The sequence below is a fragment of the Bartonella sp. AP1QHHD genome (genome assembly GCF_042196265.1).
Classification (GTDB): Bacteria; Pseudomonadota; Alphaproteobacteria; order Rhizobiales; family Rhizobiaceae; genus Bartonella.
In genome coordinates, this window is sequence record NZ_JBHIPW010000064.1 from 133,603 (window position 1) to 146,978 (window position 13,376).

Sequence of the window (13,376 nt, forward strand, 5' to 3'; positions counted from 1 at the left end):
TGTGTGTAGCGCCCTCTTTATGACAAGCATATTTGAAAATATCGTAGGAGGCATGTTGATCTTATAATTCTTTTGCATACACTGAAAATATGATTCTATTTGTTGTTGCGTCTTTGAGAGGTTGTAAAGTATGGTACAGAGTTCAAGCGTGTTACGTGAGCCAAGTATGGATGAAATTTTAACATCTATTCGTGAAATAATTGAAGAAAATGCGGTTCAATCTGATCACTTTTTAAATGAAGATGTTGCAGTGAATGCTTCAGAAGTGGCATCCGAGGGTATTTATGATACAACCTTATCGGTTGATGATGCTATGAAAGCTTTAGCTGATCGTATTGGTCTTTCTTCTGAAAATCAAGGAGGGAAGATAACGCAAGAGAAAGAGGATATAGAGGCAGAAAATAATACAGTTGGTATGGATATGCAAAAGATGAAGCTTTCTTCTGAAGAACGGAATTCTGTTTATAAAGCAAAAGAATATGAAGATGAGATAAGGAAATCACAGTCAGACGCTGGAAGGGATGGTCATGTGGAATTGTCTGCATATTGTATTTCTTCTGCAGAAAAGATTGCAAAGGATGTGTTGCGTCCTGCTATAGCAGAATGGTTACAGTCTAAATTGCCTATTTTGCTGGAAGATATTTTGCGTGAAGAGATTATGAAGGCGATTAAAAAATCGTCTTAATTATTTTTACATTATTTTTATGTTTTTCATTTTATGAGAATTTTGTTTGCGATTTTGCGAGCTCTCTAGTGAATGGCTGAGATTCACGAGATTCTGATCAGGTTTTGATCATATATTGTGTTTTTCAGCGGCGTTATGGATGGATAGAATGTTAGAAAAAAACTATGATGCTGCCTCTATAGAGCAACGGGTTGCAAAGAGATGGGAGACTCGTGGGGCTTTTAAAGCGGGAGCTGGTTCTAAAAGCGGTGCAGAACCTTTTTGCGTTATGCTTCCTCCTCCTAATGTTACGGGCTCACTTCATATGGGGCATGCGCTCAATACGACAATTCAAGATATAATAGTTAGATTTCAGCGGATGCGTGGCAGAAATGTGTTGTGGCAGCCTGGTATGGATCATGCTGGGATTGCTACGCAAATGGTAGTGGAGCGTCAACTTGCAGAACGCCAAGAGCCAACGCGTCAAGAAATGGGGAGAGAAAAGTTTATTGAGCGTATTTGGGAATGGCGTTATGAAACTGGAGGCGTTATTGCAAACCAGTTGCGTCGCCTTGGGGTTTCATGTGATTGGTCGCGTGAGCGGTTTACAATGGATGAGGGGTTGTCGCAGGCGGTTCGTGAAGTCTTTGTCACGCTTTATAAGCAAGGGTTGATATATAGGGATAAGCGCCTCGTCAATTGGGATCCTAAATTGTTGACAGCTATTTCAGATCTTGAAGTTGAGCAAAAAGAAGTTCAAGGACGTTTGTGGCACTTTAGATATCCACTTGAAGGTAAAATTTTTGATCCAAATGATGCGACAACTTTTATAACAGTGGCGACAACACGACCAGAAACAATGCTTGGTGATACAGGAATTGCTGTTAATCCTGAAGATGAGCGTTATAAAAATCTTATCGGTAAAAATGCTCTTTTGCCGCTTGTTGGTCGTAGGTTATTAATTGTTGGTGATAGCCATGCTGATCCTGAAGCTGGAAGTGGTGCTGTAAAAATCACACCAGCTCATGACTTTAATGACTTTGAAGTAGGACAGCGTAATCATTTACGCTTGATCAATATTTTTACCCAGCAAGCCGAGATTTTTCTTCGTGAAAATGAAGCATTTTTCGATGGTTTGATTTTATCAGATGAATTAAAAATGTTAGTAGAAAATCTCGATAAATCTGATCGTTTTGTTGCTCGCCAGAAGATTGTTTCTTTGATGGAAGAACAGGGATATTTAGCTTCTGTTGATGATCATACCCATATGGTTCCTCATGGAGATCGCAGTGGTGTCCCTATTGAGCCTTTTTTGACAGATCAATGGTATGTTCATGCTGCTGAATTAGCAAAGCCAGCGATAGAGGCTGTTCAACAAGGCAAAACGCAGTTCGTTCCCGATAACTGGAAAAAGACGTACTTCAATTGGATGGAAAATATTCAACCTTGGTGCATTTCTCGCCAATTATGGTGGGGACATCAGATTCCTGCTTGGTATGGTCCTGATGGAACGGTTTTTGTTGAAAAAAGTGAAAAAGAGGCTTTAGATTCAGCTTTTGCTCATTATGGTGAGGTTGTTGAATTAATCCGTGATCCGGATGTTTTAGATACTTGGTTTTCATCAGCTCTTTGGCCTTTTTCAACATTAGGATGGCCAAATAAAACGACTGAATTATCTACTTTTTACCCAACATCTTTATCTGTGACAGGATTTGATATTATTTTTTTCTGGGTTGCTCGTATGATGATGATGGGACTTCACTTTATGGGTGACGTTCCTTTCCCAACGATTTATGTGCATGCTCTTGTACGGGATCAAAAGGGTGCAAAGATGTCAAAATCAAAGGGAAATATTATTGATCCCTTAGAGCTTATTGATCAATATAGTGCTGATGCACTTCGGTTTACTTTAGCTATTATGGCAGCACAAGGTCGTGATGTAAAACTTGATGTTTCCCGTATTGCTGGTTATCGTAATTTTGCTACGAAATTGTGGAATGCTACCCGATTTGCACAGATGAATGGTGTGAAGCATGATCCAACTTTTAAACCAGAACAAGCAAAATTGCCGCTTAATCGTTGGATTTTAACAGAGTTATCTAAAACAATTTCAGCGGTTACGACTGGTATTGAACACTATAAATTTAATGAGTCAGCTGCCACTCTTTACCGTTTCATTTGGAATACATTATGTGATTGGTATTTGGAGCTTCTCAAACCTATTTTTCAGGGGGAAAATGAAGATGCTAAAAATGAGGCTCAAGCTTGTACTGCTTGGGTTTTAGATGAAGTTTATAAACTTCTTCATCCTTTTATGCCTTATATGACGGAAGAGTTGTGGTCTCTTACAGAAACGCAAGCCATCAAGCGTGAGGATATGCTCGCATTGACAAAATGGCCAGAGAAAACATTGATAGATGAAGAAGCTGCTGATGATATTAATTGGCTTATTGATGTCGTCACGGGGATTCGGTCTGTACGTTTTGAAATGAATATTCCAGTGGCGACACAAGCACCTCTTGTTGTTGTCGAAGGAGGGGAAGTAACGCGAGAGCGTGTGAAGCGTTATGATGCACTTCTTAAAAAATTAGCGCGTATTGAAGTTATTGATTTCTCTGATAAAGTTCCGGAAGTATCGGCACAAATGATTTTGGGAGAGGCTGTTTTTTGTTTACCATTAGGACAGTTGATTGATTTGGAGGCTGAACGTGTTCGTTTGAGGAAGGATGTCAGTAAAATTGAACAAGATATTGAAAAAATATCGCTTAAGTTAAACAACCCCCAATTTATAGCAAATGCAAAAGCAGAAATTGTTGAGCGTGAGCGGAACAGGGTTGTAGAACTGCGTGCAGCGCAGAAAAAAATATTTGTTGCTTTAGAGCGGTTAGATTGATTTCAACTTTTTATTTTTTGATGGATGATTTCATACCATTAGGGCTGGTGTAGATCTTCTTTAAAGAAACTTTTTCTTTTGTTAGTTTTTCATGAACGATCATAAAATCTCTACTGAAATCCATTGTTTTATGTTTATCATTAAAGAGACATCTTTTAAGGTACTCGAGCCTATTTCACGACGTAGATCATGAGTGGTATAACGGTAAATCCATTGAGCTTCCCTTCTTTATGCTTGTGAAGTAACAAGCGCCGGGGGGGCACCATTCTGTCCAATATCCGGACAACCCTTAGCTCAAACCGTTCGTAAGAGGCATTTTTAGTTCTTTCTTACACAGAGTTTTTATCCACATAGCTCTCTCTGCTTGTAATGTGCAAGCGGATGGTTTTGATTGATTTAACATGGAACAGGTTTGGAATGAGAGAATCTTACGATATTCGAGGTCCTCATTCAATATGCAAAAAGGTAAATTATCATTATAAATCAAAACATTGTTTTATTTCTGTAAAATATCATCATTTAGAGTAGCAATATAAGGCATGTAAAATTACACATGTGGTATTTTTTGTATGTAGTGGTGAGTATTCTGAGGTAGAACTTGTGTGTAAAGTATGAAGTAACCCCATGTGAAATGATGTCAGGTGCAATCCGTTAAACAAAAAGCTTGTATTGTTTATAGATTGACGGAGACAAAAAACTTCATCTTTAAGGTGGTAAGGCAGTCGTGAAGTTATAAGTTAACTATCATCATTATATTTATCCATCTTTCGTATTGTTTTTTATATTTAAACGCTTACCATTCATCATGTATTCTCTTCATTCTCAAGTTGCTGTTTAATGTACGTTATTTTATTGAACGATTTTTACTCATACGTATAAAATTTTAAGATCGATAAAGCTTAGAATGTTAAAGGATGTGTTACAAAATATAGAATGATGATTTATATTTAAAAATCAATTTGTTGTATATAAAAATGGATACTTAATTTTATCGAACATTTTGGATGATTTTTATCTATTTGTCTTTTCTTTTAAAATTTTTACTTTAAAATCGCGTATGCTTCTTACTAAGAAAAAGAGTTTAAATATCTACAAAGAAATTTGTAACAGATATAATCATTAAAATTGAGATAGGGGGGGGAAATGGTTAATAGGTTTCAGATATGGAAAAAAGTCACGATTGTTGTGATTTTAGGGGGATTCTTTTCGACTGTTTATGTAATAGATGTCAATAGCTTGCAAGAAGCGAATGATGGTTCGTTTTATTTTTTTAAACGTGGCATGTCTGCTTATAAAAATGGGCATATAAATCAGGCTATTGCAGCATTACGTTGTGCAGCTAAGAGAGGCCATATTGGTGCGAATTGGAAACTTGGCTCTATCTATGCAAACGGTGATGGTGTCCCTAAAAATGATTATAAGGCATATAATTTTTTTGCATATATTGTTGAAAAAGGTGCTGATCTTGGTTCAGAGGATGAAAGTTATGTTTCTGATGCATTGGTTAAACTTGCGAGATATATAAAAAAAGGTATTCCTCAATCACCTGTGAAACCTGATCCTTCTTATGCTGCTCATCTTTATATGCAGGCTGCGGTAAACTATGGAAATCCTAAAGCTCAGTATCATTTAGGAAAAATATTTTTAAAGGGAGAGGGAAGGGAGAAGAATCTTATACAAGCAGCACGATGGTTTCAACTTTCAGCAAAAAAAGGAAATCCTTCTGCCCAAGCAATGCTTGGAAATATACTGCTTCAAGAAGGAAAAATTGTCCGTGGGGCAGCAATGTTAACTGCTGCCTATGAAAAAGCTAACGTAAAAGACAAAAATTGGATTCATCCTTTGCAAGAACAGGCTTTTGCTCTTTGTAATGAATCTGAGAGACGTACAGCAATTTCACTGGTTGCTGAGATTTTAAAGAATAACAGTTTTTAAACATCTGATTGTAATATTTTTACATTCTCTCATCTTATATTAAACTCTGTTTTCTTGTATACAAGTTCATAGTAAAGATAGCTTTTTTTGATAATCTAATGGCTAATGACTTAGGATTTTAGACAAAAATTCTTGCGTTCTCGGTTTTCTTGCTTGCGGATCAGAAAAGAACTCTTTAGATGAACAGTCTTCAAGAATTGTTCCTTGATCTATGAAAATAACACGCTCCGAGACTTTTTGTGCAAATCCCATTTCATGGGTTACACAAATCATCGTCATACCTTCTTCTGCTAAGCTAATCATGACATCGAGTACTTCACCTACCATTTCAGGATCTAGAGCAGATGTTGGTTCATCAAAAAGCATGACAAGTGGATCCATAGTTAAGGCACGTGCAATAGCAACACGTTGTTGTTGCCCTCCAGAAAGTTGACCAGGATATTTATCTTTGTGTTCAATGAGTCCAACGCGTTCAAGATATAACAATCCACGTTCAAGTGCTTCTTTTTTGCTTCGTTTTAGGACTTTGATTTGTGCAATTGTCAAATTTTCTGTGACAGATAAATGGGGGAAAAGCTCGAAGTGTTGAAACACCATTCCTACCTGACTTCGCAATTTAGGCAGATTCGTTTTTTTTGAATGAACAGGTATTCCATTAATCCAAATTTCACCTTTTTGAAAAGGGACGAGAGCGTTAATAGTTTTAATGAGTGTTGACTTTCCTGAGCCTGATGGACCACAAACGACAACGACTTCTCCTTTATTAATGTTGGTTGTACAGTTTTTAAGGACTTTAATTTCGCCATACCAATTAGAAACATTTTTTATTTCGATCATATGAGTAGACATTTTTTTTCCTGTTAGCGAATAATGGATACTTTTTTTTGTAAATACAAAACTATTTGTGACAGTGTAAAACAGATAACAAAATAGAAAACAGCTGCTAAGATATAAGCTTCTTGCTTTACACCAAAATTATTAGCAGCAATATCAAAACCATTCAAAAGGCTATGACCACTGATGGCATAAACAAGGGTTGTATCCTGAAAAAGGATAATAACTTGTGTTAAAAAGACTGGAAGCATATCTCTAAAGGCTTGAGGAAGAATGACAATGTACATACTTTGCCAATATGTCATTCCAAGAGCTTGTCCTGCATATTTTTGTCCTTGCGGAACTGAATTGATTCCAGCACGCATAATCTCAGCAAAATAAGCCGTTTCAAATGCGGTAAAGGTAATGAGTGCTGATTTATTTGCACCAATGGATATACCAGTTAAAAAAGGCAGAAGCACGAAAAACCATAAGATAACCATCACAAGTGGTATTGAACGCATAGCTGTTATGTAACTGATTGCAAACCAAGAAAGAAGTTTTATGGAAGAAAGGCGCATCATTGCTAAAAGTGTGCCGAAAACAAACCCCAATATCGTTGCAAAAAGAGTTAGAAAAACGCTAAAGAGTAAACCTGATAAAATGTAAGAACGAAATACATCAAAGGTAAAAAAGGAAAAATCAAAGTCGGAAAAATTGAAAGGAGAATAAAGTCCAAACTGAGAGCTTATGAAATTCATCATATTCAATTTCCCTTTATTTGAAAATTAGGAATTTTGAGTATTTGTTCAATGACTGTCATCACAATGAATACGAATAAGGCTATTAGAATATAAAGGATCGTAACAAGTAAATAATTTTCGTAAACATGGCTTACCTCTTCAATTGCTTGGTATTGAAATTGCATGAGCTCATTTATTGAAACGGCGAATGCTATAGACGAATTTTTCACAATCCCCATTGCTTCTGAAGTAAGAGGTGGCATAATTGCACGTATAGCACGTGGTAGTATAATATAGCGATAACTTTGATAAGTTGTAAACCCCATTGCCATAGCAGCATAGCGTTGTCCAGAAGGAATCGCTTCAATGCCTGAACGAACCTGTTCAGCAATGCGTGCAGATGTAAAGAATCCCAATGCGCACGTTATTAAGAGAATGGGGGAAAATTTCATCGCTGGTGGATAAATCTTCGGAACAACAAAATACCACAAAAACACTTGTACAAGGAGGGGAATATTACGCATAATCTCTACCCAAATAGTACCGATAGTGCGAAATATATAATTGATTATGGATGTTTTGGGTAAAGTGCGCATTGTTCCTATAATAACACCACACAATACAGCTAAGATAAGTGAAGTGATAGACAATATAACCGTATTTTTAAAGCCATCGAGAAGTGTATCTAAATAGGTATGGCTCACACCGGGAGTTCCCAAGCATCCTGTTACCAATGTTTGAGTAAGGTCATCTCTACAAAGGAAAGAAAAGTCCATTAATTGATATTCCCTCAAATTAGTCATTCACAAATAGGCAATAAACCAAGCGCATCTACATAGGCCAAATTTATTAAAAAGTGAATTAAAATATAAATCACACTCAATTTCAAAAGAGTGTGGTTCTTCTTTATTAAATTCTATAAATCTTTTTCTGCGTAGCTTTCTCGAGGCTTATTATTTGGGTGATCCCAAGCATATCTTGTTTGTTTTGACAAGGGAAGGTTCATAACAGTGTTAGCAGGTGGGATCGGTTTCATAAACCACTTATTATAAAGCTTTTCCAGTGATTCATCTTTAATCTGACGTACGATACTATCGTTGATTGTTTGTTCAAATTTTTTGTCATTTAATCTGAGCATACAGGCAATAGGTTCGACTGAAAGTACAGTATCAAGAATGACATAATCAGATGGATTCTTTGATTTAGCAATATGTCCAGCAAGAATTGAAGCGTCCATGACAAAAGCATCTGCCTTACCAGATTCTAATAATAAAAAACTATCTCCGTGATCTTTCCCCTTTAAAACTTTAAACTGAATGTTTTTTGCACGTTTATTTTTACGAATAAGTTGAACAGATGTTGTACCGGTGGTCGTTGCAACTGTTTTTCCATTTAAATCCTCAAGAGATTTAATGTTAGAGTTTTTCTTTACAGCAATCCGAACCTCTTCAATGTATGTCGTATAAGCAAATGCTGCTTCTTTACTGCGGGCAATATCATGTGTTGTTGAGCCGCACTCAAAATCATAGGTTTTATTTTTTAAGAGAGGAATTCTATTTTGAGAAGTGATGGGAAGATAATGAATTTTAATTGGTTTACCAATTTTTTTTGAGATATCATCAATGATCCGTTCTGCCATTTCTGTATGAAAACCTACATATTTATTATTACCAAGGGCGTAGGCTAAACCAGATGATTCACGGACACCTAAAGTAATTTCACCTGTTCGTTTTATTTTTTCAAGAGTATCATGTTCAGCATGCGCGAAACTTGAGAATCCAATGGACGTTGCTGCAATAAGCATTAATAATGATTTCTTCATTTATGTCCTCCATTCATTTATTTTTATTTTATTTGCTTAAGATATACTGTTTATATGCTGTAGCATAGTTATTATTTTTGAGTGGAATTTTTTTGTTGTCTCATGAAATGAGGATTTTACTTTCTTAATTGATATTAAGGTTAATCCAAACAGGAACGTGGTCGGATGGTTTTTGATAGCCCCTTACTTCTGTTTGGCTATGAGCGCAAATTAATTGATCAACAGCTTCTGGTGATAATAATAAATGATCAATGCGAATCCCATTATTCTTAGGCCAAGCACCTGCCTGAAAATCCCAAAAACTGAAGGAGGGAGTATCGGTGACATTCCGGATAGCATCATAAAAACCTAAATGGAGGATACGTTGGAATGCTTTTCTTGTTTCTTGAAGAAATAAGGCATCTTGATACCATTCTTGAGGTTTTTTTGCATCTAATGGAGTGGGGATGACATTATAATCACCTGCTAGAATAAGAGGTTCTTCATACGCAAGCAATGATTTTGCATGTGTATATAATCTTTCCATCCATTCTATCTTATAGGAATATTTTTCACTCTCAATAGGATTCCCATTTGGCAAATAGAGAGATGCAACACGAACAACACCTTTGTTTGTTGAATAAACAGCTTCAATGTAACGTGTTTGTTTATCATTATCATTGCCTGGTAATCGACGGATCACTTCATCTGGTGTTTTTTTAGAGAGAATCGCAACGCCATTAAAACTTTTTTGTCCGTGTGTTTCTATATGGTAACCTAAACTTTCAATTGCATCGCGTGGAAAATTTTCATCGATACTTTTAATTTCCTGTAAACAGACTATGTCCGGCTGGCTTTGCTGCAGCCATTGACATAATGTTTCATGTCGTGCTTTTATCCCGGCAATATTCCACGTTGCTATTTTCATGGCGCTCATCATTAGATATCCAATATGCAATTCAATTTACTGCATTTATGTTTACTACAGTCACATCGCTGTTTTTTTGTTTATAGGGGATATTACTATGGTAAATTGATTTATCAAGAGTAGCGGTAAAAGCAAATTTAAAGTTTTAAAATTTAATTTATTTTCATTTTTAAAAACTTTCTGCTGTTTAGTTCTTGACGAATGTACGTGTTCTCGCTATTAGAGATGGACATAACCGATGTGAATGTAATCAAGTGTTTTGGATATGAACCGGATCATTCACAGGTGTTAAGAAGATTAAAAGCAAATGCTAGTGCAAAAGGCTATTGCCTTCTCTGCTTATGGTCGGGTAAACTGTTTTTTGCAGGTGTGCCCGATTTTGTGTGTAGACTTAGATATCTGTTCCGATTCTGTTGGGGTGGATAGAAATAAAAATAGAAAAGCCCGATTGGGTGAGACCAATGTAGATCGAAAAGAGGAAGGTTGCATGCCTACCGTAAACCAGTTGATTCGCAAGCCGCGTGTGGCGCCAGTTAAACGTAATAAGGTTCCTGCTCTGCAGTCGAATCCGCAGAAGCGTGGTGTCTGTACGCGTGTTTATACAACAACACCGAAGAAACCTAATTCTGCTCTTCGTAAAGTTGCTAAAATTCGCTTGACGAATGGATTTGAGGTAATTGGTTATATTCCTGGAGAGGGACATAATCTTCAAGAGCACTCTGTTGTAATGATTCGTGGTGGTCGTGTGAAAGATTTGCCAGGAGTTCGTTATCACATTATTCGTGGTTTACTTGATACGCAGGGTGTCAAGAATCGTAAACAGCGTCGTTCAAAGTATGGCGCAAAGCGTCCAAAATAATATTGAGAGACAAAGCTAATGTCCCGTCGTCATAGAGCAGAAAAGCGTGAGATTAATCCAGATCCAAAATTTGGTGATTTGGTTATTATGAAATTTATGAATGCCATTATGTTTGATGGTAAAAAATCAGTTGCAGAGCGTATTGTTTATGGTGCGCTCGATTCTGTGGAAAAAAGAGTAAAAACAGATCCTGTGGCTCTATTTCATCGAGCTTTAGAGAATGTTGCTCCTCATATTGAGGTTCGTTCACGCCGTGTTGGTGGCGCTACTTATCAAGTTCCGATTGATGTTCGTCCTGATCGTCGTCAGGCTCTTGCTATTCGTTGGTTGATTGCGGCGGCACGTGGTCGAAATGAAACGACGATGGTTGAGCGTTTATCTGGTGAATTGATGGATGCGGCTAATAATCGTGGTTCTGCCGTGAAGAAGCGTGAAGATGTTCATCGTATGGCTGAAGCTAATCGTGCTTTTTCTCACTATCGCTGGTAGAAGTTTTAAACTAAGGCAAATATAATGGCTCGCGAATATAAAATTGAAGATTATCGTAATTTTGGTATTATGGCGCATATTGATGCTGGTAAAACTACGATGACTGAACGTATTCTGTTCTATACCGGTAAGAATCATAAAATTGGCGAGACCCATGATGGCGCTTCTACAATGGATTGGATGGAGCAGGAGCAGGAGCGTGGTATTACGATTACGTCTGCTGCAACAACGACATTTTGGGAAGGGCAAGATGGTCGGAAGCGTCGCTTTAATATTATTGATACGCCAGGGCACGTTGATTTTACGATTGAAGTTGAGCGCTCTTTGCGTGTTCTTGATGGTGCAATAGCCTTGTTGGATGCAAATGCTGGTGTGGAGCCTCAAACGGAAACTGTTTGGCGGCAAGCTGAGAAGTATCGCGTGCCTCGTATGGTTTTTGTTAATAAAATGGACAAAATAGGAGCTGACTTCTATCGTAGTGTGGAGATGGTTGGTTCTCGGTTAGGTGCTAAAGCGCTTGTTTTGCAGTTGCCGATTGGTGCTGAAAATGACTTTGAAGGAGTTGTTGATCTTGTAGAAATGAAGGCTTTAAAGTGGGATGGTTCTATTGGTGCCTCGGCAGTGATAAGTGAAATTCCCTCTGAGTTAAAGGAGAAAGCTGAAGAATATCGCGAGAAATTGATTGAGATGGCTGTGGAGGTTGATGAAGCTGCGACAGAGGCTTATTTGGAAGGTGTTATGCCAACCAACGAGCAGCTTGTTTCTCTCATTCGTAGGGGGACAGTAGAAGTTCAGTTTCATCCGGTTCTTTGTGGTACGGCTTTTAAAAACAAGGGGGTGCAGCCACTTTTGGATGCTGTTGTTTCCTATCTTCCTTCTCCAATTGATATTCCGGCGATTAAGGGTATTGATGTAAAGGATGGGGCTGAGACGACACGCGAATCTTCTGATGATGCTCCGTTATCTATGCTTGCTTTTAAAATTATGAATGATCCTTTTGTTGGTTCATTGACGTTCTGTCGTATTTACTCAGGTAAAGTTCAGAAAGGTATTTCTCTTGAGAATACTGTGAAAAAGAAAAAAGAGCGTTTGGGGCGTATGCTTCAAATGCATTCAAATTCTCGTGAGGATATTGAAGAAGCATTTGCTGGTGATATTGTTGCTCTTGCAGGACTTAAGGAGACGACAACAGGGGATACTCTTTGTGATCCTTTGAAGCCTGTTATTTTGGAGAGGATGGAATTTCCAGAGCCTGTTATTGAGATTGCAATTGAACCGAAGACAAAAGCAGATCAAGAAAAAATGGGTATTGCTCTTAACCGTCTAGCAGCCGAAGATCCTTCATTTCGTGTTAAATCGGATGAGGAATCTGGTCAGACTATTATAGCTGGAATGGGTGAGCTTCATCTTGATATTATTGTTGATCGTATGCGGCGTGAGTTTAAGGTTGAAGCAAATGTTGGGCAGCCTCAAGTTGCTTATCGTGAGTCAATTACTAAAATGGCGGAAATTGATTATACGCATAAGAAACAATCGGGTGGTGCAGGTCAATTTGCTCGTGTGAAAATTGTTTTTGAGCCTCATGATGGTGATGACTTTATTTTTGAGTCAAAGATTGTTGGTGGTGCTGTTCCTAAAGAATATATTCCCGGTGTCCAAAAAGGGATTGAGAGTGTTATGGGGTCAGGTCCTCTTGCGGGCTTTCCTATGCTTGGTGTAAAAGCGACTCTCATTGATGGTGGCTATCACGATGTTGATTCTTCGGTTTTGGCTTTTGAGATTGCTGCTCGTGCGGCTTTTCGTGATGGGGCAAAGAAGGCTGGTGCACAGCTTCTTGAACCGATCATGAAGGTGGAAGTTGTTACACCAGATGATTATGTTGGTGATGTTATTGGTGATCTCAATTCTCGTCGGGGACAGATTTCAGGAACTGAAGCGCGCGGCATTGCAACGGTTGTGAATGCAATGGTTCCTTTGGCAAATATGTTTGGTTATGTGAATACTCTTCGCTCTATGAGTCAGGGGCGTGCGCAGTATACAATGCAGTTTGATCATTACGAGCCTGTGCCTTCAGCTGTTGCTTTGGAGATTCAAAAGAAATACGCGTAATTTCAGGTTGGTAATTAATTTTTAACTTAGTCCTTGGCTTGGACGGAAAATGGAGAGCTCAAATGGCGAAGAGCAAGTTTGAACGAACAAAACCGCATGTTAATATTGGTACGATTGGTCACGTTGATCATGGGAAGACCTC

The 13,376-nt window shown here is 37.9% G+C and carries 11 protein-coding genes and 1 pseudogene; 7 read left to right on the forward strand and 5 right to left on the reverse strand.

Features of this window, described 5'->3' with window-relative positions; all coding sequences use genetic code 11:
- Positions 1 to 130 precede the first annotated feature (130 nt).
- From ACFIME_RS06515 to ACFIME_RS06525, 3 genes are all read left to right on the forward strand, one after another.
- Entirely contained in the window at positions 131 to 685 is a 555-nt protein-coding gene (locus ACFIME_RS06515) for a DUF2497 domain-containing protein (protein WP_375632919.1), read from the forward strand.
- A 148-nt stretch (positions 686 to 833) separates the two neighbouring features.
- The gene (locus ACFIME_RS06520) at positions 834 to 3,557 is read left to right on the forward strand and encodes a valine--tRNA ligase (protein WP_375684677.1); all 2,724 of its coding nucleotides are present in this window, start codon (positions 834 to 836) and stop codon (positions 3,555 to 3,557) included.
- A 1,143-nt stretch (positions 3,558 to 4,700) separates the two neighbouring features.
- Positions 4,701 to 5,492, forward strand: a complete 792-nt coding sequence (locus tag ACFIME_RS06525) for a tetratricopeptide repeat protein (protein WP_375618569.1) — start codon at positions 4,701 to 4,703, stop codon at positions 5,490 to 5,492.
- A gap of 102 nt (positions 5,493 to 5,594) precedes the next feature.
- On the opposite strand, the gene ACFIME_RS06530 is transcribed toward ACFIME_RS06525, so the two are convergent.
- From ACFIME_RS06530 to xth, 5 genes are all read right to left on the reverse strand, one after another.
- Positions 5,595 to 6,341 (reverse strand): amino acid ABC transporter ATP-binding protein, encoded by a 747-nt coding sequence (locus tag ACFIME_RS06530; protein WP_273791447.1) that lies wholly within the window; start codon positions 6,339 to 6,341, stop codon positions 5,595 to 5,597.
- Positions 6,342 to 6,352: 11 nt separating this feature from the next.
- Positions 6,353 to 7,069, reverse strand: a complete 717-nt coding sequence (locus ACFIME_RS06535) for an amino acid ABC transporter permease (RefSeq protein ID WP_375662113.1) — start codon at positions 7,067 to 7,069, stop codon at positions 6,353 to 6,355.
- Positions 7,070 to 7,071: 2 nt separating this feature from the next.
- The gene (locus tag ACFIME_RS06540; RefSeq protein WP_375662114.1) at positions 7,072 to 7,824 is read right to left on the reverse strand and encodes an amino acid ABC transporter permease; all 753 of its coding nucleotides are present in this window, start codon (positions 7,822 to 7,824) and stop codon (positions 7,072 to 7,074) included.
- 140 nt (positions 7,825 to 7,964) lie between these two features.
- The gene (locus ACFIME_RS06545) at positions 7,965 to 8,870 is read right to left on the reverse strand and encodes a transporter substrate-binding domain-containing protein (protein ID WP_375634815.1); all 906 of its coding nucleotides are present in this window, start codon (positions 8,868 to 8,870) and stop codon (positions 7,965 to 7,967) included.
- A gap of 124 nt (positions 8,871 to 8,994) precedes the next feature.
- Positions 8,995 to 9,777 (reverse strand): exodeoxyribonuclease III, encoded by a 783-nt coding sequence (gene xth / locus ACFIME_RS06550; protein WP_375634813.1) that lies wholly within the window; start codon positions 9,775 to 9,777, stop codon positions 8,995 to 8,997.
- A 487-nt stretch (positions 9,778 to 10,264) separates the two neighbouring features.
- Here xth and rpsL point away from each other — a divergent pair, with 487 nt between their 5' ends.
- The 4 genes and pseudogenes from rpsL to ACFIME_RS06570 form a co-directional block, all read left to right on the forward strand.
- Positions 10,265 to 10,636, forward strand: coding sequence for a 30S ribosomal protein S12 (gene rpsL, locus ACFIME_RS06555; RefSeq protein WP_005773262.1), 372 nt, complete (start codon positions 10,265 to 10,267; stop codon positions 10,634 to 10,636).
- Positions 10,637 to 10,654: 18 nt separating this feature from the next.
- Positions 10,655 to 11,125: a 30S ribosomal protein S7 gene (gene rpsG / locus ACFIME_RS06560; RefSeq protein ID WP_273791452.1), complete on the forward strand. Its 471-nt coding sequence runs from the start codon at positions 10,655 to 10,657 to the stop codon at positions 11,123 to 11,125.
- A 24-nt stretch (positions 11,126 to 11,149) separates the two neighbouring features.
- On the forward strand, positions 11,150 to 13,234 hold the full coding sequence (fusA, locus tag ACFIME_RS06565; protein WP_375655072.1) for an elongation factor G: 2,085 nt from the start codon (positions 11,150 to 11,152) through the stop codon (positions 13,232 to 13,234).
- Between the two features lie 62 nt (positions 13,235 to 13,296).
- A pseudogene (locus ACFIME_RS06570) lies at positions 13,297 to 13,376 on the forward strand (elongation factor Tu); the annotation flags it as partial.

What these genes read in the sequence shown, in the direction of transcription:
- rpsL (WP_005773262.1), top strand. Translation starts at nt 10,265, where the DNA reads ATGCCTACCGTAAACCAGTTGATTCGCAAGCCGCGTGTGGCGCCAGTT.
- ACFIME_RS06545 (WP_375634815.1), bottom strand. Translation starts at nt 8,870, where the DNA reads ATGAAGAAATCATTATTAATGCTTATTGCAGCAACGTCCATTGGATTC.
- ACFIME_RS06520 (WP_375684677.1), top strand. Translation starts at nt 834, where the DNA reads ATGTTAGAAAAAAACTATGATGCTGCCTCTATAGAGCAACGGGTTGCA.
- rpsG (WP_273791452.1), top strand. Translation starts at nt 10,655, where the DNA reads ATGTCCCGTCGTCATAGAGCAGAAAAGCGTGAGATTAATCCAGATCCA.
- ACFIME_RS06515 (WP_375632919.1), top strand. Translation starts at nt 131, where the DNA reads ATGGTACAGAGTTCAAGCGTGTTACGTGAGCCAAGTATGGATGAAATT.
- xth (WP_375634813.1), bottom strand. Translation starts at nt 9,777, where the DNA reads ATGAAAATAGCAACGTGGAATATTGCCGGGATAAAAGCACGACATGAA.
- ACFIME_RS06535 (WP_375662113.1), bottom strand. Translation starts at nt 7,069, where the DNA reads ATGATGAATTTCATAAGCTCTCAGTTTGGACTTTATTCTCCTTTCAAT.
- ACFIME_RS06525 (WP_375618569.1), top strand. Translation starts at nt 4,701, where the DNA reads ATGGTTAATAGGTTTCAGATATGGAAAAAAGTCACGATTGTTGTGATT.
- fusA (WP_375655072.1), top strand. Translation starts at nt 11,150, where the DNA reads ATGGCTCGCGAATATAAAATTGAAGATTATCGTAATTTTGGTATTATG.
- ACFIME_RS06540 (WP_375662114.1), bottom strand. Translation starts at nt 7,824, where the DNA reads ATGGACTTTTCTTTCCTTTGTAGAGATGACCTTACTCAAACATTGGTA.
- ACFIME_RS06530 (WP_273791447.1), bottom strand. Translation starts at nt 6,341, where the DNA reads ATGTCTACTCATATGATCGAAATAAAAAATGTTTCTAATTGGTATGGC.